Source organism: Solibacillus silvestris (assembly GCF_051967575.1).
Classification (GTDB): domain Bacteria; phylum Bacillota; class Bacilli; order Bacillales_A; family Planococcaceae; genus Solibacillus; species Solibacillus silvestris_B.
Genome location: NZ_JBQCJW010000001.1, coordinates 179,863 through 201,627, shown reverse-complemented (window position 1 = coordinate 201,627; position 21,765 = coordinate 179,863). Strand labels below are relative to the sequence as shown.

The window sequence follows — 21,765 nt, the reverse complement described above, 5'->3', positions numbered from 1 at the left end:
AAGAGGCTGAATTAATTGAAATTCACCGATCGAAGCAAGCGCATTTTAAAAAATGCAGAGTTTGCCGCACAACAAACGACAAACATTGTTTATCCCGTCCATATTCTACTTGCGATGCTTCAAGAGCGAACAGGGGTATGTGCGGAGCTGAATGTCCATTATCCAAAGTTGCAAGCGGTTTTGCATGAGCGGATAAAGTATGTATATCGCAGTGAACAGGATTGCGGAATTGTATGCAAGCCGTTTATGATGAACGCCTCGCAGTCGACAAAACAAGTGCTTGAAATTGCCGAGCAGCGTATGCATCGTTACGGTCAGCTTTTCATCAATGAAGGGCATTTGGCAGATGGCATTTTCAAAAGTGATGATATACAAACTTCAGCAATACTGGAATCTTTGGATACAGCGGGGATGCAAAAATTAGTATGCACGGCGAGAGATATGATTGTACCATTAAGAAATTATTCGTTGCCGCATAGGCTAAATGAAACTAACAAATTTCGAAGGGCGCAGCATTCCGATCAATATTCCTTAAAAGAATTTGTACAGAGGGAGTTTGGTCGAGGATGGGTTGAATCGATTGAAAACGGCTTTGCGCATGAGGAAATTCCGATATTTATCGCGTTGGATGACGAGCAAATTATCGGATTCGCTAGTTTCGATGTTTCACTTAACAAAAAGGGTGTATTTGGTCCAATGGGCACGTTGCGGGCAATTCGCTCGCAAAAAGTGGGGTATACGCTGCTTCATATTTGCCTGAAAGAAATGAAGGATATTGGCTATGAATATGCGGTGCTCGGGGAAGCCGGCCCTCTTGAGTTTTATGAAAAAGCATGCGGAGCGGTCGTTATTCCAAAAAATTGAATAGAGCATCATTTAAACCTGATATTCCCTAAATTGACGGGATTATCAGGTTTTTTGCTTTGAATTTGCTTGAAGCGAATGGAAAGGTATGGAATATATAGTTTACATTAAGGAATATATATGTTACATTTATCGTGGAGGTATTAAATGAATAATAAAGTGAAGTTAGCAAGGGTCAAGGCAAATTTAACGCAACAGGAATTGGCTGATGCTGTAGGGATAACGAGGCAGACTGTAAGCCTTATCGAAAAAGGAAAATATAATCCGACGCTTAAGCTATGCCTGCAAATTTGCTATACGGTTGATGAACGATTGGACGAATTATTCTGGATTGAACGGGAGGATTTCGAATGAGGAAAATTACAGATGAACGATTAAAATTACGTAATTTACAGCATATCCGTATTGCCTACATTATTCAGACATTTGGTATTTTAGCGATTTTAGGCTATGAATTATTTCAAAGTGGAATGGATGGCATGCGCCAAAATCCTGTATGGCTTGTTTTTATGGTGACGGCAATTGTTTATATGTATTTATCAATGAGTACGAGCGTTGAGCATGAAAGGAAAATAAGCAACCCGAAAAAATCATTAATGATTAGCTTCATAACGGTTTTTATCATTGCTTCTGCCATCGCTTTTTTCGTTTCAGTTACTCCTGGTTTCGACTGGGGAACGGGCTTGTTAGTAGGGCTGATTATCATTGTATGCGGTGTCATTCCTAGTTTTTATATTTATAGATTAAGAATGAAACAACTTGCGGAGATGGATGAATAAGCTTGTGAAAGGTCGATATAGTGGAACTTGTAAATGTATGCTGTAATATAAAGTATCCCCTTCTGTTTTGAAAGCAAATTTTTATTATTGTAAAAAATATTACACTTCAAGGCTATTTTATTAAATAAATTTAACAAAAAGGGGAGCTTTTACTGTTCTATTTGAAAAATATATTGTACGATATTTCCGAAGTATTCGATTTTTAAGCAGGTGAACTATGAAAAACTTGAAACTAAGCTTAATGCTTTTAAGCGCAACAGTTTTACTGGCTGGATGTGAAAGTGTTGAAAATCATGAGGGCTTTTTTTATTCAACATTTGTACGTCCTATGAATTGGGCATTGGACACGCTGGGTGAATTATTCAACGGTAGCTATGGTCTTGCAATTATTGCGATTACATTAGTTATTCGACTTATATTAATGCCCTTTATGCTTAAAACATATCGCAGTCAATCTGAAATGAAAGTGAAAATGGATGTCGTACGGCCTAAGATGGACGACATTCAAGCACGTTTGAAAGCAGCACAAAAGCCAGAGGAAAGAATGGCTGTGCAGCAGGAAATGATGTCGCTTTACAAGGAGCATAATATTAACCCGTTAAACTTGGGCTGCCTCCCGATGATTATCCAAATGCCAGTCATTATGGGATTATATTATGCGATCCGATATTCTGCAGAAATTCAAACACATTCTTTCCTATGGTTTGACCTAGGCTCTACAGATATTTGGATGACGGTTATCGCAGGAGTCGTTTATTTTGTGCAAGCGAAAATCTCTCTTCAAACGGTTCCGGAAGCACAAAAAAATCAAATGAAACTGATGATTTACATCTCCCCGATTATGATTGTCATCATTTCATTATCTTCAATGGCTGCACTGCCATTATACTGGACTGTCGGAGGTTTATTCTTAATCGTCCAAACATATATCGGACGAAAATTTTACTCTCATATTCCTGAGAATAAAGAACAAGTCTAACAAATTTTATTGCCGCTGCTATAGGGCTGATAAAAAAGAAAGAAGCTGGGACAAAAATATAAAAATGCCATTTTCTCGTTGAGGAAAATGGCATTTTTGTGCTGGGCGTCCACTCCGGGGAATTTTTCCACGGGCGTGAGGCCAACACGATGTTGGTCACAAAAGCGTTGCCACAGAGAGGATGGAATAGAAGTGGAAGTATCCATATATGAATCCTTCCCTTTTAGAACGGTTGTGCACTATTATACGCCAGCATTTTATCATCCTCAGTCCCGGGCACAAAATCCTCACAATCAAGGGTAAAGCGGAACAAAGCAACAATGCATAGCCTATCCTATCCATTTTTGGAGAACAGTCGCATGGCTATCAAGTTTTACATAATTATAGATACGTAAGCGACAAACGGGAGTAAAATAAGCGGAGTTTTTCCTGCTATTTATGGATTGGAGCCCATTTTAGGGGAGATAAGCGGAGTTTTTCCGCTTATTTATAGAAAATCCCCCCTTTTTCGCATTTTTTTGGTCAATAGGCGGAATTTCTCCGTCTATTTGAGCCGTTCTATATTTTATTTTCAAAATAGCGGGAATTTTTCCGTCTATTTATCGATCGAGCGCAGAATTTCATTGGAAAGGAGCTGCTTATTTTCTAACCGGTTTCTGCAGCCTGATCCTAGGATGAGAAGAGGAAGTGTCTATATACGAATTCGCACTTTTTGACAGGTTTTGCACCATTATACGCCAGCGTTTTATAATCCTCAGTCCGGGGCACATCATCTTTACAATATGAAAGTTAATCCTCATTTTAAAGCAGATTAATTTCAATCGATATAGATTAATTTTCAACAGCGGTGACTTAATCCTCAATCGTGAGCATATAATTTTCACTATCAAGGGTAAAGTGGAACAACTTAACAACGCATAGCCTATCCATTTTTGGAGAATAGTCGCATGGCTATTTAGTTTTACAAAATTATAGATACGTAAGCTCTGTCCCGGGCTTCTTTTTTTATTGCCCGTAAATCGAGCAAAAAAGTAAATTTGCAATAATTTACATATTAATTATAACTCGTTTCAAATATAGTTAAGGCAGGTTTAATTGCCACGAAACGCCAAAGCGGTCATTTATCCACCCGAACTTTTTACTGAAACCATAATTGTTTAAAGGCATTAGTGCTTGTCCGCCTTCGTTCAGCTTCTCATAAAGATTGTCAAGTTCCTCTTCGGTATTGCAAGTAACATAGATCGAAAACGAAGGCGTAAAGGAAAATTGATGTTTAATATTGCTGTCTATGCACATAAATTCCTGGCCTTTCAACATAAAAGTAGCCTGCATGACCGTTCCTTCGTCCCCGCCGGCTTCATTTGCACCGTATCGGATAATATTTGTAATTGCCGAATCCTCGATAAGCGATGTGTAAAAATTCATAGCTTCTTCTGCTTTCCCGTCTTGGAACATTAAAAATGGTGTGACCTTTTCCATGATAGCTTGCCCTCCTGTAATCGTTATATTTTAAATTATAATTCTGCTTGTATTATTATAGCCATATTTTTATTGGCCAAAGCCTTTACTTCAATATATTTCCTATTATTAATACACAAAATGGAAAACGGTCAATAGTTATTGGCATGAATATAAACATACAAAAATATCCAGTATTTTTTCAATGGTCTTTCATGAAAGCTTTGGTTATTATATATTGACAAAATTTATCTTTAGCGGATATAATTCAATAAATTTAACTTCGATGAAAAAGACAGTAATTTACAGGTGATTTTGGTTAGCGAGCTGGGGACGGTGAAAGCCTGGTGCAAAATATGTAAATGAAGCGCACTTTGGAGAAGCGACCTGAAAAGAAGTAGGGAAGCCGGGGCGTCACCTCGTTAGCAATGGAAAGTGGTCACAGTTTGTGGCAACTAGAGTGGTACCACGGGAATCCTCGCTCTCGTCTCTATATTTGGAGACGAGGGCTTTTTTATTTTCATTTTAATTAATCGGAGGAGATAACGTGAACGAAAAAGTGGCAGGAATTATACACGATGCAGTAAACAAAAAATTAACAATTGAAGAAATCGAAAGGCTATTGGAAAAACCAAAGTACGAGCATTTAGGAGATATTGCGTTTCCATGCTTTACATTGGCGAAAAAATTCGGGAAAGCATCGAACATTATTGCCGAGGAAATAAGTAAAAATATTCAGAATCCTTTTGTGCGAAAATTGCAAGTAGTCGGCGGCTATATTAATTTGTTTGTGAATAAAGCGGAAGTAACAAAAGAGGTATTGAGCGAAATTGCTGCATTACGTGAAACATATGGCCAAAAACAGAAAAACAATAAAAAAATTGTCATTGACTTTTCATCGCCGAATATCGCCAAGCCATTTTCAATGGGGCATCTACGTTCTACTGTAATTGGAAATGCGCTCGCTAATATTGCAGAGAAAAATGGCTATGACGTTGTGCGTGTAAATCATTTAGGAGATTGGGGCACGCAATTTGGAAAACTGATTGTGGCATACCGGCTTTGGGGCAAGAAAGAACAGGTAATGGCAGCACCGATTGAGGAGCTGCTGAAATTATACGTCAAATTCCATAAAGAGGCTGAAAAGGATGAAGCATTAAATGATGAGGCAAGGGCGGCATTTAAGGCACTCGAAAATGAGGATGAAGGCGCAATTGCTTTATGGAACTGGTTTAAAACAGCATCATTACAGGAATTTAAAGAAATTTATGAGCAGCTTCAAATTGAATTCGATTCGTTTGAGGGGGAGGCGTTTTACAACGATAAAATGCCCTCGGTTGTAGAGGAATTGAAAAGTAGGCATTTGTTAACATTATCGGATGGTGCGAATGTTGTGGAGCTTAACGATATGCCGCCATGTTTAATTACGAAGCAGGACGGGGCTACATTGTACGCTACACGCGATTTGGCGGCGGCTTTTTATAGATATCAAAAGTATGAGCCCGCAAAAATCTTTTACGTCGTGGGGAATGAGCAAACACTCCATTTCAAGCAGTTCTTTAAAGTCATCGATAAAATGGGCTATGAATGGTCAAAATACCTTCAGCATGTGCCTTTTGGAATGATGCTGAAAGACGGCAAAAAAATGTCCACTCGCAAAGGTAGAGTTATTTTATTGAAGGATGTATTAAACGAAGCGGTTGAAACAGCAGCAAATAATATTGCGGAAAAAAATCCGGGCTTACGAAATAAGCAGGAGATTGCGAAAAAAGTTGGTATCGGAGCTGTTATTTTCAATGACCTGAAAAATTACCGTCTTAACGATATCGAATTTTCGCTGGAGCAAATGATGAATTTCGAAGGGGAAACAGGGCCATATGTGCAATATACGCATGCCCGTATCGTATCAATTCTGGAAAAAGCACAGTTTGCAGTTGCTGATGAAATAATTGCGCAAGAGCTAGAGAGTGCGGCTTGGGGAAGTGTGATGCAACTGCAGCAGTATCCGCAAATCGTTGCTGAAAGCTACGAACAAGCGGATCCTTCGATAATTGCTAAATATGTGCTGCAATTGGCGCGGACGTTCAATAAATATTATGCCCGCACAAAAATTCTGGTTGAAGATGAATTAAAAGCAAGCCGATTATTGTTATGTTTTTCGATAGCGACTGTATTAAAAGATGGGTTGAAGCTATTAGGGATTGAGGCGCCTAATAATATGTAAATTGAATGTAACGAAATGAAAGAAAGTACACTTTAAAAAAAGTTATTGATGAAGCAGTGGCCAAGTAAAAGGTGACTGCTTCTTTTGGACGTTAAAAGAATATCGTCAAAATTATTTGATGTTACAGGCACAGCAGGCGCTTATTTATGAAAAGCTTCTGCCAAAATATAAAGCGGCATATCCGCAATTTCATGAAGTGGTACATAAACATTTAGTACTTGTTGATGCGATCAAGGCTGAAAAAGACAGAAGTGTTCCTATCCCGGCGGCTCAATCTTTCGAGGCTGTTATTTTATATGAAGGCGAAAATGCTAGGGTGATGTCAATGGCGGAAGAAAAGAATTGGCTAGAACAACAGCTTTTTATTATGCCAAAAAATGAGGAACAAACATTTCAAATGGGAGATAAGGTGTTGGTTCATAAGGGGATGCTTTACGGGTTTCAAACAGAGACAGGTTTTAAACAGGTTGTTGTAGCAAAAGAGATAAAAAAAGTGAACACATCGTCAAATCTGTATGTCAATTTTAAAAATAATACTGGATTGCAAACATTTTTAAACCAACTATTATGGGAAACGCTGAAGCAAACTACAGCACCGAGCATGGTATTGAATATTGAAAACAAAAACTACTCTATTTGGTTAAGTGAAAATGGAATCATTATTGGCGACGGAAAGAAAGAAGCTTTTATTAAATATGAGATAATAGAAGAATGGGGGAGAAACTTAATCAATCAACAGTTGTTTTAATTCAACTAAAATAAATGTATGATGAAAGAAAAAGGATTTTTAGGAGTATGCCAAAATAGTGATCTCATACGCCTATTTATCTGAAGATTGCAAAAGGATGATGTTGAATAATGTGAGGACAGCAGTTGACTCGTACAGAAAACGGTGTATTAGAGAAATTCGCAGTTGGGGAAGGCGAACCGTTATGTGTGACACTTTGATTTATGTCCACAGTTGCTGCATATGAATACGAAAGTGTTTGTTTATGGAGACCTGTATGATGCGCATTATAATTATGAATATGCAGTAGAGGCGGCGGGTTATTGCCGAGTGCAAAATTATTAACGGTTAATGAAAGTAATCACCATCCATGCATAGAGGGAAAAAAGGATTGATCAGTTTGTTGAAGGAATTATTCATAACAACGAATTGGCAAATTGAAAGGAAATTTAACTGCAAAATGAGGCCAGATGATGAAAATTACAAAATTCAATTCAGAATTAGATGAGCTCGTGGATTTATTATGTTCAAATGATTGGATATTTCATACAAAGCCAATTATTAATAAAGAAGCAGTTGAACAGGCTGTGATAAAGGGCTACTATACGGACGGAAGAGAGACTTTTTGGATTGCGATGGACGGGGAAAAAGTGGGGATTGTTATAATCGATGATATAGAAGACACAATCCCCTTATTTGACCTTCGTTTAACGAAAAGCGCGCGAGGTAATGGATTAGGTGTGAAGTCATTGCAGTGGTTAAAGGATTATCTTTATGGTGAGAAAGGGAAAATCCGCATTGAGGGCTACACTCGCGCCGACAATTTGGCGATGCGCAAATGCTTTGCCAAAGCCGGATTTGTAAAGGAAGGCTATTTGCGAAATGCGTGGGAAAACGAAGACGGCACAATTGCGGATACCGTTCTATATGCATCGATTTATGAGGATTGGAAACAAAATAAAATAACACCGATAAAATTGGACGAATATCCATTTTAAAAATAATTATTGATGAAGCAGTTACCGGATAAAAGGTGACTGCTTTTTAGTGGATAAGGAAAAAAGCTATCGTAAGCAATCAGTAAAATAACAATTTAATGCAACATATGCTTTTGAGGAGCTGTTAAAACTGCGCGGTGAAACAGGGGTTCATGAAGTGCAGCTGGGGGATGTGGACATATGGAACTGGGAATAGCTAGATGAATGGCTTCACCTTTTGTTATAATTACCCAATAGTTAAAAACAGTTGTGATGTATGTTGAAGTTGTCTAACGAACAAAAAATTTTGTAAAGCAGGTAAAATTTAATATAGAGAAGATGTATACTAGTGGAAAAAGTAGATTACAGAAAAGAATATGTAGATAGGGAGAATGAAAAGTAAGCAATCTAAAATAATAACAATTCTTTTTTTAGCCTTGTTCCTTTTTGAAAAATTCCGTATATATTTTTCCAGGGAAATAGCCCATTTAAGATGATTCGATTAACCGAAAAATTTAGACATGGTCAGCTAAAGTCAAACAATTGAAGGGTCGCTATGCTAAAGTGGACAGGCTATTAAGGGAAAGCATACAGCAAAAAGCTAATAATGACAGGAGAAGGATAAATGGAGAATATTGTTTTGGAAAATGAAGTCGTATTATTAAGACCCGTTCAGTTAAGCGATCTAGAAGCAATCACATCAGCCGCAAACGATGCGCGCATCTGGGAGCATATGTCAGTAACTTTGCTTCATTCTGCAGCAGTGGGAAGCTATATTAAAAAAGCGATTGATGAACGTGAAAAGGGTAGTTCCTATATGTTTGCCGTCATTGATAAAAGAACGAATGAACTTGTCGGCTGTACATCATTTTTGGATATTTCACTCGACCATAAACGACTGGAAATAGGATCTACATGGTATCACCCTAACGTATGGCGTTCAGCGATCAATACGAATTGCAAGTTTTTATTATTGCGATATTGTTTTGAACAGTTGCAGTTAAATCGTGTGCAAATTAAAACAGGACATGAGAATGTGCGCTCGCAAAAAGCGATAGAACGAATCGGGGCAGTTAAAGAAGGCGTGTTGCGCAACCATATGATACGTAAAGAAGGCATAATCCGGCATACTGTAATGTACAGTGTCGTTCCGGATGATTGGGAACATCTGAAAGCAAGATTTGTGGATGAATTATTATAACTAAAAAGTGATGCCTGGTCAGGAAAAGTTTACTGCTGACCGGGCATCATCTTTTTAGTTAACTTATTTTAAACCCTAACATTTACTAAATTAACGCCTTTTGGAACGAATTGTAATGCATATGTGAACATTGTCGTGTCATCTTGCGCAATTTCATATACAATAAGAACATATTTAAATATTGGGTATAGATTAAAATAGATGCTTGATAAATATGCGATTCGTATAAAGGCACATGGAACGGATTGCGGCAAATCCAGCGAGATAAATATGACGGCCGATACACCGCAGGAGCGCAGCGACGGGGGGATTGACCACAACCACGGAAAGCGTCAGCCTGTAGCAGCATGTGCTGTCAAGAGCTTATTTTGGTGTTGAGCCTTAATTAAAAGGAATATTCTTTTTTCTAAAATTGAATTTGTCGGTTATTAAAATAGTAGGTGAAAAATTTGGAAAGAACAAAAACATACATTAGCATAGACGTGGAAGCAGCACTTATCCGCGGAAAACAATATATTATAGAAATAGGTGCAGTAAAATGGTTGCCGGATGGGACAACTGAAACATTTACACAGTTGATCCAGCCATATAAATTCAAAAGATTAAATACGCATATTCAAAAATTAACAGGGATTACAACTGAACAGCTTCTTGATGCCCCTTCCTTTAAAGAGGCGTTTTATAAGTTTAAACGCTGGTGCAAACAGGATTATGTATTTCTGACATTTGGCGAATTTGATCGCAAAGTGCTGGAAGAAGAATTGATGCGTAATTACATAAAAAATGATTGTTTATATCCGATGATTGATTTTCAGCAAAAATATATGATTGCGCATGCATTGAAGGAACAGCCTTCTTTAGGAGGCTTAATGGCTCAGCTCGGATTGGAAAACGAAACACAGCACCGCGCTTTAGCTGATGCTGCGAGTCTTTTGTCCATCTTTATGGAAGTAGACGGGGAAAAACTGATCGAACAGCAACAAACAAATAATTTTTTACTGTTGTTAACAAACTTCCGTATGCTTGAAACAACTTATGAATTAGTGATTTCAGCGACATATTGTAAAGTTGAAAATGAACAAATACATATTCAAACGATGAATACATTTCGGGATGAACTACCTTTCACCATTCAAACGATTGAACGGCAGGGAGAAGATGGCGAAGCGACAATTACAGAAAAAATCAATATTAAACCGAATGAGCAGGCAAAGCAGTTCTTACAGCAAATTTCCGCTGAGGCGGCAGGGAAAATTTTAATTTCGCGCACCGCATTACGCTCTATGTCAAAAATATTGAAGCTGCATCAAGTGACATTGCCTAAAACAGAAGTGATGACATTGGCTAATTTATTGAAAAAAGAAGAAATCATCGCAAAATTTCATTTAGTTGATGAATCTACACATTCATATGAAGCAAAGATTCTGCGTTTGATTCGAAAATACGAGCATGTATTTGTCGAGGAATTTTATAAACGGGCTTTAATCGAAAAAAATATAATTCAGGTATAATGAATTCTCCCATAATAGGAGAATTTTTTCTTTATTGCGTTTGCTCATTACGTTATGATAGGGAAGTACGAATTACTCGCGGGAATGATAAAGGAGAATATTTTATGTCAACATGGATTGGAATTGATACAGGGGGTACGTTGACAAAGCTTGCATATTTGAATGAACATCAGGAGCTTACATTGACAGTCTTTCCATCTAATGAAATGCATTTAGTTAAAGAATGGTTAGAAAAACATCCTCAAGTAGAAGAAATCGGCTTAACAGGGGGACGGACGGAACAATTGCGCGACGTTCTGAAAACGATGAAGTCGATTGAATATATCGTTGAATTTGAAGCAACTTTAAAAGGTGTGCGCTATTTACTGGAGAAAGAAGGACACGCCATCAACCAAAGTATCATTACAAACATTGGTACGGGAACATCAATTCACTATATGGACGGGAATACACATAAGCGTGTTGGCGGGACAGGTGTTGGCGGCGGCACATTAATCGGGCTTTCAACAATCATGACAGGCATTTCGGATTTTGATGTAATAAAGACACATGCTTTTCAAGGGGATCGCGAAGGAATCGATTTACTTGTAAAAGATATTTATCAAGGTATGGATACACCGATTGACGGCAATTTAACGGCCAGTAATTTTGGTAAAGTAGGAATTACCGAGAAACGCAAATTCATGCAAAATGATGTTTTAGCTACAACGCAAGGGCTAATAGGGGAAGTGATTTCCACGTTAAGCATTCAGCTTGCGGAGCAGCATCATACTGAAAATATTGTATATATCGGTTCAACATTAATAGACAATGACCAACTTATAAAAGTTATCGAACATTATACGATTTTGAAAAAGCATAAACCTGTATTTTTGAAAGATTGCGGATTTTCCGGTGCTATCGGCGCCCTTTTAAATATTCGCGAACACAATAAAATATAAGCGGAAGCATTTAAGCTAGCAGTTTAGTTTAAATGCTTCTTTTTTGTATTTTTTTGCTATACTGCTTTACATATTATTTCGTGAGGCGTAACATATAAGGTACGAATATATTTAGCTAGGTAAATAAATTAGAGGTGAATGGAATGAATCCGTTATTTCATATGTTTTTTCAGCAAAACCGGAATTTAGTCAATCAATTAAATGAAGCGTTAAAACCGCATAGTCTGTTTAGCTCACAGTGGACAATTCTTTTTTTACTGCATCAAAATGGACCGATGTCTTTAACGGAAATTTGGAAATACTTGAATGTGGAAGCACCGACTATTACAAGAACAGTGACGCGATTGGAAACGCTTGGCTGGGTGGAAAGACGGCAAGGCAATGATAAACGCGAAAAAATAATCGCTTTAACGAAGTATGCGTTTGCGCAGTTTCCGGCAGTCGAAGCATCTGTCTTATCATTTGAACAAAAAATAACTGAGCATTTATCACAGGAAGAACAGGAACTCCTAATTGATTTACTGGAAAAGATGGAAGGATAGTGTATATGGAGCAACAAGAACAACAGAATAAAATTTTTACGAAGCGTTTTATCAGCCTGTTTTTTACGAATATGGCAGTCTTTTTTGTATTTTATGGTTTAATTACAACATTACCGTTATATGCGATTGGGGTTTTAGGGAAATCGGATGACGATTCCGGACTGCTCGTAACTATTTTCTTATTATCAGCAATTATTATGCGACCATTTTGCGGGAAGCTGCTTGATTTGTTTGGGAAAAAGCGATTGCTTATAATCAGCCTTTTTATTTATTTAATATGCACGATTTTATATTTAGTTTTTAAACCATTTATTTTATTGTTGGCATTGCGATTTTTCCAAGGGATTTGGTTTAGTATTGCTACAACAGCGGCAGGTTCATTGGCTGCAGATATTATCCCGGCAAATCGCAAAGGAACAGGCCTTGGATATTTTACGATGTCTACGAATTTAGCCGTTGTATTCGGACCATTTTTTGGCTTGCTGATCATTCAATATGCAAGCTTCAATGTATTATTTATCGTGTTGTCCGTGTTTGTTGCCATTGGCGGATTACTTGCATTAACAATACAGACGAAAGATTTGCCGGCACCATTAGTGAAAGACCGTAATTTGAAATTTTCATTCAATGATTTATTTGAGCGTAAAGCATTGCCGATAGCAGCAATCGCCTGCTTGATTGCATTTTCTTATGCAAGTGTTTTATCTTTTTTATCGCTCTATGCAGAAGAAAAGAATTTACTCGGGGCGGCAAGTTATTTTTACGCTGTATTTGCGGTTGCAATGATTTCCATCCGTCCGTTCACAGGCAAAATTTATGATACACTCGGGGCAAAATATGTTATTATCCCTTCGTTCTTTTTATTTATGATTGGGCTTGTCATACTGGCAAATGCGGATCAATCCGTTACATTTTTATTATCGGCCATCTTTATCGGGGCAGGGTACGGGACATTGACGACAAGTTTCCAATCGTTATGCATTCAATCAACTTCCGCTAAGCGCAGCGGTTATGCTACGGCAACGTATTTTACTCTATTCGATATAGGAATTGCAATCGGTTCGTATGTATTGGGAATTGTTGCGGTAAACTTAGGCTATGAACTAGTTTATATTAGTTCGGCTGCATTATTGGTTGTCGTATTTATAATTTACATGCTGTTTTTCGTTTACAGAAAACCAAACACGCAAAACTGAAGAAAACGATTCATTTATGTGTTTTTTGATAAATGAATCGTTTTTTATTGAGAAGATAGTGCAAAACATCGAAATGTTAGGTGCATCAATTGCAAAGTCTGAACCGGCGCTATAATGTTTCTGATGAATTCTTCAAAATCGCTTCACGTGCAAGTACATCTGCGGCTTTATTGTCTTTATCGGGAATCCATTTTATGAAAAAAAGCTCAAACTGTTCAATAAGGGATAACGCTTGTTGCAAATATGGCTTAAATTCCTCGTTTTTGACATATGCTTTGTCGATTGAACTTACAACTATTTTCGAGTCGGAGCGCATCGAAACAAACGATGAGCCGATTTTCAGCGCTTCTTCCAATCCGCGCACTAGTGCAGTGAATTCTGCCTGATGATTATTTGTATTGCCTATTGGTTCGCTTATTTTTAAGTGATGTCCTTCACCTTTTATAAAAATCCCGATTCCACTCGGACCAGGATTGCCGGCACTTGCGCCATCAATGTATACTTCTAGCATTAAACCGCTCCTTTTGCTTCACATACATCAAGTATAGCAAAAGGATGGAAGTTGGAGAAAAGAAATAAAATAGCGTACAATAGTAAAACAAATTAGAGGAGGCACATGAATTGAATAAAGTTGATGTAATGAAAGATATAGATCAATTAACAGATACGTACTGTGTGGATTGCCTTGTCATTCGTGACCTTCGAAAAACTCGAGGGAAGCAAGGAGCACATCGTTTCTGTATAGAAAGCTGCACAGTAGGAGAACAGCTTCAGTTTTTAGGTGAAGAAATAATGAAAATTAGTGAAAAATGATAATTTTTTAACATTTGCTATATTGTTGAAAAATGATATTTTTTTGATATACTTATTAAGTATTTCTTATTTACCTTTATAAATCTTTGGTACAGATTTATGTTCTATAGGTAAATCCTTCAACGGAGTGGTTTCCGTTGAAAAATTTCTTCATTTTTTAATCCCTTTATTGCAAAGGGAAAAAACGATTTGTAATTAGCGCAGCATCACGGCTAATTTACGAATCGTTTTTTTATTTTCGCATAATATAAAAGCTACTTTCGATGTCTCGAAAGTAGCTAATTTGATTTTATTGCTTTTCTTTGTAGAAAGCAGTTAATTCCTGATAATATTTATTCAATGAAGACGGGGAAACGCTAAAGCTTTCGCCGATTTCTTTAACAGTGAATTTTTGGCCTAATAAATCATGATCTTGACCGAAACGAATAGCGCCAGCAGCAATAGCTCCTGCTTTTCGGGCTGAGGGCTGTTTTTCAATTAAATAATCTTCAACGAGCATTACAAAGCTTTCATTATCGATGGATTTGTCTGTCATGAATTCTTTTAGCTGCTCAACCACTTCTTGTTCAAACGGCGTGAACTCTTCGCCTTCGTAGCCGTTTTCTACTAAACCTTCCCATAATAATAGGTGTTTTTCTTTTGCGAATTGCTCGAGTGATAAACCACTTGCATTAAAAGCATCTGTAAATTGCTCAAATGATATCGCATGTTCTTTATGGAAGAAAATTAATGTCGAAACGGCTAAAACATGATTTTCCTTTTTAGAACCATCAGGCAATAAAAATGCGAATACACGCATCCCTAATGGAATAGATTTATGACTTTCACGCTGAATATGATAGCTTGTACCATCTAATGCAGAAATAGCCGTAAAATAATCGTTGTTCACTTCTTCTACGATACCAATGAAGAAAATTGGCTTTTCCCATGTTTGCAACAATTCGATCATCGATGGGCGCATAGCTTTCTTTGCTGTTTTTAACAGGAAATTTTTCCAAATATCCGGGCGCTGATGGAAGAAAAATTCATCCAAGGCAACTGCTTCTACTAATTCTTTGTGTAACTTTTTTTCAAGCTTAGGGGCCCAAATTTGCACTAATTCCATAAACTCTCGAATATCTTTTCTTTCTGGGTAGTTACTATAGAATGTTTGCAGCACGTTTTCAATTTCATCTTGGAAAACGTTCATCGAAGTAACTTGGTTTTTCCCTTCGCAACATTTCTTATATTTTTTTCCGCTACCACATATGCATTGGTCATTACGTCCAACCATAACCATTGTAACACTTCCTTTAATACAACTTGTTAAATACTTGTTATTGTAGCAATGCTATTCTTTATAATAACGTCAGAATGTTATTATGAAAACTGATTATCTTTTTAGAACTATCAGAAAAATAGTCACATTTTTTATTATATTAAAAAATGATTTAAAATAGAACAAAAATAGAATAAAAATCTCTGCCTTAAAGAAAAAAAGGAGAAATGGCGCAATAATCACCATGCCTCCCAGTATTATATCGTTGTCTCAGATTGAGCGGCTGCAGTTAATTTTTTCATCGATATCAATTGTTCAAGCTGAGCAACAAAATTTCCGATTAAAATAAATGCGCCACCGATTAATAGCTGCGAAGTCAGTCCTTCACCTAGGAAGATCACTGCAAAAATCGCCGCAAAAATTGGTTCCAAAGAAAAAATTAAACCCGTATGTGTAGGGGATGTATATTGTTGTACAACAGCTTGTGCAATAAAGCAAAATGCTGTACAAATAATGCCCAATCCTAAAATAGCAACCCAACCCGTTGAAGTTGACGGAAGCTGCGGGGATTCAAATAATATTGTAAAAATTGCGCCGAATAAACCAGCGACACCTAACTGGTACACACCGTAAGAAATCGATTCCACGTCTTTCGTGAATTTACTGTTTAATATTAAGTAGACAGAGTAGCAAACCGCAGCAATCGCAACTAATAAATCACCTGGCTGGAAAGAAAGCGATTCTTTAAATGTTAAAATTATAATCCCTATCATTGTCGCAACAACGGCAAAGCTTACTGCCCGTGAAGGGAGTCGTTTTTCCAAAAAGCTTGTAAAGATAGGCACCAATACAACAGTTAAGCTTAAAATAAAGCCCGCATTGCTTGCAGAAGTCGTTTTTAATCCGAAAAGTGATAAGGCAAAAACCGAAAACAGCAAAAAACCTTGAATGGATGAATAGAAAATTGTTTTTGCATTGACGCGCAACATCTTCGGCAAAAAGATTAGCCCCGCAATGATAAATGCGATTAAACATCGCAATGCTACAACATTATAGGTTTCCAAAATTTCAAGCCCCATCACCATAAAGGTATAGGATAGCCCCCAAAACATCGTAACGATAATCATTAAAACATTTGCTTTTCCCTGTAAACTCAAAGATGTCACCACATTTCTGAAAAATAAGTACATTACTGTTATAAAACAGTATAATCTGTGCGTTGTGATTAGTAAAACGAATGTTTATAATGGTTAATATGAAAAAAATTCATGATGTAAAATATATTGTGGAGTGAATTATAATGAGTTTAGTGAAATATGAAATTTTGAATAAAGTTGCGGAAGTGCATAGCTTCACAAAAGCGGCAACAAGTTTAGGGCTCACACAATCTGCCGTAAGTCATGCCATATCGAGCTTGGAGAAGGAATTCGGGTTTAATTTAATTCATCGAAATCGAACAGGTGTTACATTAACGGAAGATGGAATGCAAATGCTGTATGAAATGCGCAAAGTTCTGCTGGCACAGGAACATTTGCAGCAAGCAGCATCGAATATTTTAGGCGTGAATAAAGGAACGGTGCGTGTAGGGCTTATTTCGACGATTTCCACACATTGGATGCCGAATATTATTCATATTATGGATTCCCAATATCCCGGAATCCGCATTGAACTCCGGGAAGGGGATTACTATGAAATTGAACAATGGCTATTGAAAGGTGAGGTCGATTGCGGCTTTTTAAACCGGACAAGCTCGAAACAATTTGAATTTATGCCATTAAAGCGAGATCCGCTGTTATGTATTGTGTCGTCCGATAGTCCGCTATATGATAGAACAGAGATTAATTTATTGGAAATTGAAAATACACCAATCATTATGCCATCATATAAAGGGACAAATGATGTGATGACTGCATTCGAAAAATACGGAGTCCATCCGAATATCCGCTTCGAACTCTATGATGAGAAGGCGATTGTATCGATGGTGGAGCATAATGTGGGAATTAGTATTTTACCGGAAATGGCGATTTCAATGTTGCCGAATAATGTGAAGGCCTTGCCGCTCGTGCAGGAAAGCTATCGTATTATCGGTTTATCGACGAAGCAGAAACTTTCACCAGCATCGCAAAAATTTGTGGAAGTACTCCGGCAATGGCTTGCAGATGCAAAACAATAAAAGGGGACCAACAATGTTAACAGGAAAAAAAGTATTAATAACAAGCGGCGGCACTTTTGAAAAATGGGATAATGTGCGCGGCCATACGAATTTATCAAAAGGAACGATGGGGTGCTATTTAGCGGAAGCCGCATTGGAAAAAGGGGCAGATGTCATTTATATGCACGGCGTTTTTGCACAGCTTCCAGAGCATGAAAAGGATATGCAGCTTATTAAATTTGAAGGAATTGAGGATTTAGGAAAGCAGCTAAAAACCATTTTGCAAAAAGAGTGCATCGATTATGTTATTATGGCGGTGGCCGGCTCTGATTGGCTAATTGATAAAGTGTTTGATCAAAGCGGCAATGAACTGACGGAAAAAGGGAAAATGCCTTCTGATGAACCACCGATTATCCATTTTAAAAAGGCCCCGAAAATACTGGCACAAGTAAAAAGTTGGAACCCTAATACGACTTTGATAGGATTTAAATTGGAAGCTACCGACGATGAAAATTATTTAATCGAGCGTGCCGCATTACGCATGAAAAGCGCAAAAGCGGATTATATGGTCGCAAATAGTTCAAAATCCCTGTATGGGGCGATGGAGCCGCATTATATTATTCACCAGTCGGGGGAAACGATAAAGGTGGCCGGCAAACAAGCTGCGGCAATTGCATTAATCGACTTGTTTTCATAAATATTTATTACTGCTGCTTCGCTCAGATGCTAAATGTTATAATGGGAATATTCTTTCTATTTGAATTTGAAAAGAGGTTTAATCATGTATCAATTCGATCATTTAGTTCACTTTGTCCATCAGCCTGAAAAAACAATGCATCAACTTCAACAAGAAGGGTTTCATGCAGTGGCAGGTGGCAGCCATGAAGCATGGGGCACATATAATACATTAAGCTATTTTGATTTATCCTACATTGAATTAATCGGTATTGAGGATGAAGAAAAATACAAAGAAGCAGCAAATAAAAATTATACGTTGCACGCTAGCTATGAAAAAAGCCGACGCAAAGATGGCTTAATACGTTTTGCAATTCGCACAACAACTATCGAGGAAGATGCGAAAATGTTTGCACAGGCCGGTCTGGAAGTTTTTGGCCCGGAACGCTTCACTAGAAAACGCGAGGACGGCTCGGAAATTAGTTGGCAGCTGCTTCATATCGGTCATCCAAACTCTAAAATCGACTTTCCGTTTTTCATTCAATGGGATGAGGGGGACGGTATTCGACGCAAAGAATTAATGGAGCGTGGTGTAATAGCAAAACATCCATTAGGTGATTTAACGCTTGAAGCAGTGCATTTTGTCGTGCCGAATTTTGATGCAGTGAATCAAATTGCCGAACTTTGCGGGGCTGCTATTTTAAAAAAGGAAGATTTAGAGGCAAATGCCGAGTATACAATCGTTTTGCTCGATGGCGTTAAGCTCATTTTCGCAAAACCGATTGGAGAAGGTATTGTTTGGGATTTTATGCTTGAAAATGGCTATGGAATAAAAAAGGCTGTACTTTCAGGCGCACAAGAAACGAAATTAATTACGATAGATGGCGCACGCTATGAAATGGTTAATATATCAAAAAAATAAAAATTCAAAGGTGAAAAAATGGGCTTAACGAAACAGCAAGCAATCCAACAGCTTAATAACAATAAATATATTGGTTTCACAACTTCCACAGGGAATGTGATTGTGAAAAAGGCGAATCGTACTGACTATAATATTTACGTATATGAAAATGAAAATGATGAGCCGGCCCACTATATTGGGTCGATCGCAAATGTGTTGAAAACATTAAATGATAAAAATAGCAACAAAGATTTTGTTATTGTAGAAAAAGAATAAAAGCGCTAAAGTGCTAGAAATTGATAATTTATCGCAAAGTTATGACGGTGTGATAGAATATACTTCTTATACAGAAAAAAGAAGCTGTAAACGATGTGTTGGCAGACTCGTTTACAGCTATATTTATTTTTTCACGACATTCGCTGCTTGAGGACCCCGAATGCCATCAATCACATCAAATTCAACGGCTTGCCCTTCATCAAGTGAACGAAACCCCTCGTCTTTTATGCCAGTAAAGTGTACAAAAACATCTTCACCATTATTACATTCTATAAATCCGTAACCTTTTTCATTATCAAACCATTTTACAGTGCCTTGGTGCATCCGCTTTCTCCTCCGATACTGTCAAATTCAATTGATGAAACATTAAGAGTACAGAATATTACGAATAAACTATATACTAAAAAGACAAGCGATGTCAATAATTTGTCGATTTACGCGGTCTTTTTTGTTTATGAATTCAGATAAAACAGACTATAATTATAACGACTACATATTATGAAAGCAGGGCTAAATATGACAACGACGACGAAAAAACCTTTAACAGACATTGAAATAGCAAATAATGCTGCAATGAAACCAATTGTGGAAATTGCGGAAAATGCACAAATTCCATTAGAGGCAGTCGAACAATATGGTCGCTACAAAGCAAAAATTGATACGAGCAAAATTATAGGTGAGGCAAATGCAAAAGTCGTGCTTGTTACGGCAATTAGCCCTACACCAGCAGGAGAAGGGAAATCAACTGTAACGGTAGGATTGGCGGACGCACTCCATCAATTAAACAAGCGCGTGATGGTCGCATTGCGTGAGCCATCATTAGGACCGGTAATGGGCGTAAAGGGCGGCGCTACTGGCGGTGGTTATGCGCAAGTATTGCCGATGGAGCAAATCAACTTGCATTTCAATGGTGATTTTCACGCAATCACTACAGCAAACAATGCATTATCAGCACTTATTGATAATCATATCCATCAAGGCAATGCACTCAATATTGATCCGCGCCGAATTATTTGGAAGCGGGTAGTGGATTTAAACGACCGAGCATTGCGACACGTTACAGTAGGTTTAGGTGGTCCTTTACAAGGTGTACCGCGTGAAGACGGGTTCGATATTACGGTAGCATCCGAAATTATGGCCATATTCTGTTTAGCGACAAGCATTCATGATTTGAAACAACGCTTGGCACGTATCGTGATTGGTTATACATATGACCGTGAGCCGGTAACAGTAAGCGATCTGCAAGTGGAAGGGGCGCTCGCTTTAATTTTAAAGGAAGCATTGAATCCGAACTTAGTACAGACGATTGAAGGGACACCTGCGCTTATTCATGGCGGACCCTTTGCAAATATCGCACATGGTTGCAACTCCATAATAGCTACACAAACAGCTCGTAAACTTGCCGATATCGTTATTACGGAAGCAGGGTTCGGTTCTGATTTAGGAGCGGAGAAATTTTTAAATATTAAAGCGCGAGAGGCAAAGTTTAAGCCTAGTGCTGTAGTCGTTGTCGCAACAATTCGTGCACTGAAAATGCATGGTGGCATAGCAAAAGCAAATTTAATTGAAGAAAATGTGGAAGCATTAAAAGCAGGGATTACAAATTTAGCGCAGCATGTCGAGAATGTTCGTAATTTCGGTCTTGAACCGGTTATAGCATTAAACCGTTTTATTACAGATACGGAAAACGAGCTACGTACTGTTTTACAATGGGCAAAAACAAATGGAGTGCGGATCGCTCGCACAAATGTATGGGAAGATGGAGGTAAAGGTGGCATTGAACTAGCTGAGCAAGTGCTGGAAGTAATTGAACAGCCGAATACATTCCATCATTTATATGAGCTTCAGGAAACAGTGGAGCAAAAATTAACGAAAATTGTTCAGCAAGTGTATGGCGGGAAAAGTGTGCAATTAACAGAAGCAGCAAAAAAGCAATTGGCGACAATCGAGAAAAATGGTTGGGATAACTTGCCTATATGTATGGCAAAAACGCAGTATTCATTATCGGATCAGCCACGCTTACTCGGTCGTCCAACAGATTTCGTTGTCACAATTCGCGAAATCATTCCGAAATTAGGTGCAGGATTCCTTGTGTGTCTGACGGGGGACATTATGACAATGCCAGGTTTGCCAAAACAACCAGCAGCATTGCGTATGGACGTTGCGGAAGACGGCAGTGCTATTGGCCTGTTTTAAAAATTAAAAAACAAAGAAGAAACGTATTCGTGTGATTGTTCATGCGAATACGTTTCTTTAGTTTGTATTGTTATTGTCCAAAATTTTTGATTCCT

The 21,765-nt window shown here is 37.8% G+C and carries 24 protein-coding genes and 1 other annotated feature; of the genes, 18 read left to right on the top strand and 6 right to left on the bottom strand.

Features of this window, described 5'->3' with window-relative positions; translation table 11 throughout:
- Positions 1-15 precede the first annotated feature (15 nt).
- From ACTHOQ_RS01045 to yidC, 4 genes are all read left to right on the top strand, one after another.
- Positions 16-864 (top strand): GNAT family N-acetyltransferase, encoded by an 849-nt coding sequence (locus ACTHOQ_RS01045; protein ID WP_440493800.1) that lies wholly within the window; start codon positions 16-18, stop codon positions 862-864.
- A 147-nt stretch (positions 865-1,011) separates the two neighbouring features.
- A complete protein-coding gene (locus ACTHOQ_RS01040) occupies positions 1,012-1,218 on the top strand; it encodes a helix-turn-helix transcriptional regulator (protein WP_440493799.1) in 207 nt (68 codons plus the stop codon).
- Positions 1,215-1,643: a hypothetical protein gene (locus ACTHOQ_RS01035; RefSeq protein WP_440493798.1), complete on the top strand. Its 429-nt coding sequence runs from the start codon at positions 1,215-1,217 to the stop codon at positions 1,641-1,643. The genes ACTHOQ_RS01040 and ACTHOQ_RS01035 overlap by 4 nt, the downstream gene beginning before the upstream one ends.
- 217 nt (positions 1,644-1,860) lie before the next feature.
- Positions 1,861-2,622 carry a membrane protein insertase YidC gene (gene yidC / locus ACTHOQ_RS01030; protein WP_440493797.1) on the top strand — a complete coding sequence of 254 codons (762 nt, stop codon included), beginning with the start codon at positions 1,861-1,863 and terminating at the stop codon, positions 2,620-2,622.
- On the opposite strand, the gene ACTHOQ_RS01025 is transcribed toward yidC, so the two are convergent.
- Positions 2,619-2,828: a hypothetical protein gene (locus tag ACTHOQ_RS01025; RefSeq protein ID WP_440493796.1), complete on the bottom strand. Its 210-nt coding sequence runs from the start codon at positions 2,826-2,828 to the stop codon at positions 2,619-2,621. The genes yidC and ACTHOQ_RS01025 overlap by 4 nt on opposite strands.
- A gap of 874 nt (positions 2,829-3,702) precedes the next feature.
- A complete protein-coding gene (locus tag ACTHOQ_RS01020) occupies positions 3,703-4,101 on the bottom strand; it encodes a VOC family protein (protein ID WP_440493795.1) in 399 nt (132 codons plus the stop codon).
- A gap of 256 nt (positions 4,102-4,357) precedes the next feature.
- Positions 4,358-4,575: a binding site (T-box leader), on the top strand.
- Between the two features lie 52 nt (positions 4,576-4,627).
- Here ACTHOQ_RS01020 and argS point away from each other — a divergent pair.
- The 8 genes from argS (at position 4,628) to ACTHOQ_RS00980 (ending at position 13,399) form a co-directional block, all read left to right on the top strand.
- Complete coding sequence (argS, locus tag ACTHOQ_RS01015; protein WP_440493794.1) at positions 4,628-6,304, top strand: arginine--tRNA ligase; 1,677 nt, start codon at positions 4,628-4,630, stop codon at positions 6,302-6,304.
- A 196-nt stretch (positions 6,305-6,500) separates the two neighbouring features.
- The gene (locus ACTHOQ_RS01010) at positions 6,501-7,052 is read left to right on the top strand and encodes a hypothetical protein (RefSeq protein WP_440493793.1); all 552 of its coding nucleotides are present in this window, start codon (positions 6,501-6,503) and stop codon (positions 7,050-7,052) included.
- A 452-nt stretch (positions 7,053-7,504) separates the two neighbouring features.
- Positions 7,505-8,029: a GNAT family N-acetyltransferase gene (locus ACTHOQ_RS01005; protein WP_440493792.1), complete on the top strand. Its 525-nt coding sequence runs from the start codon at positions 7,505-7,507 to the stop codon at positions 8,027-8,029.
- A gap of 604 nt (positions 8,030-8,633) precedes the next feature.
- Positions 8,634-9,209 (top strand): GNAT family N-acetyltransferase, encoded by a 576-nt coding sequence (locus ACTHOQ_RS01000; RefSeq protein WP_440493791.1) that lies wholly within the window; start codon positions 8,634-8,636, stop codon positions 9,207-9,209.
- A gap of 449 nt (positions 9,210-9,658) precedes the next feature.
- Positions 9,659-10,720, top strand: coding sequence for a 3'-5' exonuclease (locus ACTHOQ_RS00995; RefSeq protein WP_440493790.1), 1,062 nt, complete (start codon positions 9,659-9,661; stop codon positions 10,718-10,720).
- Between the two features lie 104 nt (positions 10,721-10,824).
- A complete protein-coding gene (coaW, locus tag ACTHOQ_RS00990) occupies positions 10,825-11,661 on the top strand; it encodes a type II pantothenate kinase (RefSeq protein WP_440493789.1) in 837 nt (278 codons plus the stop codon).
- 143 nt (positions 11,662-11,804) lie between these two features.
- Positions 11,805-12,203 (top strand): MarR family winged helix-turn-helix transcriptional regulator, encoded by a 399-nt coding sequence (locus ACTHOQ_RS00985; protein WP_440493788.1) that lies wholly within the window; start codon positions 11,805-11,807, stop codon positions 12,201-12,203.
- Between the two features lie 5 nt (positions 12,204-12,208).
- Positions 12,209-13,399, top strand: a complete 1,191-nt coding sequence (locus tag ACTHOQ_RS00980) for an MFS transporter (protein WP_440493787.1) — start codon at positions 12,209-12,211, stop codon at positions 13,397-13,399.
- 109 nt (positions 13,400-13,508) lie between these two features.
- On the opposite strand, the gene ACTHOQ_RS00975 is transcribed toward ACTHOQ_RS00980, so the two are convergent.
- Positions 13,509-13,910, bottom strand: coding sequence for a reverse transcriptase-like protein (locus ACTHOQ_RS00975; RefSeq protein WP_440493786.1), 402 nt, complete (start codon positions 13,908-13,910; stop codon positions 13,509-13,511).
- 110 nt (positions 13,911-14,020) lie between these two features.
- On the opposite strand from ACTHOQ_RS00975, the gene ACTHOQ_RS00970 reads away from it, so the two are divergent.
- Positions 14,021-14,212 (top strand): zinc-finger domain-containing protein, encoded by a 192-nt coding sequence (locus ACTHOQ_RS00970; RefSeq protein ID WP_440493785.1) that lies wholly within the window; start codon positions 14,021-14,023, stop codon positions 14,210-14,212.
- Between the two features lie 289 nt (positions 14,213-14,501).
- Here the strand turns inward: ACTHOQ_RS00970 and ACTHOQ_RS00965 are convergent, their stop codons facing one another.
- Both ACTHOQ_RS00965 and ACTHOQ_RS00960 read right to left on the bottom strand, forming a co-directional pair.
- Complete coding sequence (locus ACTHOQ_RS00965) at positions 14,502-15,491, bottom strand: SEC-C metal-binding domain-containing protein (RefSeq protein WP_440493784.1); 990 nt, start codon at positions 15,489-15,491, stop codon at positions 14,502-14,504.
- Between the two features lie 236 nt (positions 15,492-15,727).
- The gene (locus tag ACTHOQ_RS00960; RefSeq protein ID WP_440493783.1) at positions 15,728-16,636 is read right to left on the bottom strand and encodes a DMT family transporter; all 909 of its coding nucleotides are present in this window, start codon (positions 16,634-16,636) and stop codon (positions 15,728-15,730) included.
- Positions 16,637-16,770: 134 nt separating this feature from the next.
- Between ACTHOQ_RS00960 and ACTHOQ_RS00955 the strand changes: the two genes are divergently transcribed.
- The 4 genes from ACTHOQ_RS00955 to ACTHOQ_RS00940 all read left to right on the top strand — a co-directional run bounded on the left by ACTHOQ_RS00955 (position 16,771) and on the right by ACTHOQ_RS00940 (position 19,474).
- The gene (locus tag ACTHOQ_RS00955) at positions 16,771-17,643 is read left to right on the top strand and encodes a LysR family transcriptional regulator (protein ID WP_440493782.1); all 873 of its coding nucleotides are present in this window, start codon (positions 16,771-16,773) and stop codon (positions 17,641-17,643) included.
- Between the two features lie 13 nt (positions 17,644-17,656).
- Positions 17,657-18,319 (top strand): phosphopantothenoylcysteine decarboxylase domain-containing protein, encoded by a 663-nt coding sequence (locus tag ACTHOQ_RS00950; protein ID WP_440493781.1) that lies wholly within the window; start codon positions 17,657-17,659, stop codon positions 18,317-18,319.
- 84 nt (positions 18,320-18,403) lie between these two features.
- On the top strand, positions 18,404-19,219 hold the full coding sequence (locus ACTHOQ_RS00945; RefSeq protein WP_440493780.1) for a VOC family protein: 816 nt from the start codon (positions 18,404-18,406) through the stop codon (positions 19,217-19,219).
- Positions 19,220-19,237: 18 nt separating this feature from the next.
- Positions 19,238-19,474 carry a hypothetical protein gene (locus ACTHOQ_RS00940; protein ID WP_440493779.1) on the top strand — a complete coding sequence of 79 codons (237 nt, stop codon included), beginning with the start codon at positions 19,238-19,240 and terminating at the stop codon, positions 19,472-19,474.
- A 123-nt stretch (positions 19,475-19,597) separates the two neighbouring features.
- Here the strand turns inward: ACTHOQ_RS00940 and ACTHOQ_RS00935 are convergent, their stop codons facing one another.
- Positions 19,598-19,798 carry a cold-shock protein gene (locus ACTHOQ_RS00935; protein WP_440493778.1) on the bottom strand — a complete coding sequence of 67 codons (201 nt, stop codon included), beginning with the start codon at positions 19,796-19,798 and terminating at the stop codon, positions 19,598-19,600.
- Between the two features lie 192 nt (positions 19,799-19,990).
- Between ACTHOQ_RS00935 and ACTHOQ_RS00930 the strand changes: the two genes are divergently transcribed.
- Positions 19,991-21,670, top strand: coding sequence for a formate--tetrahydrofolate ligase (locus ACTHOQ_RS00930; protein ID WP_440493777.1), 1,680 nt, complete (start codon positions 19,991-19,993; stop codon positions 21,668-21,670).
- Positions 21,671-21,765: the final 95 nt, after the last annotated feature.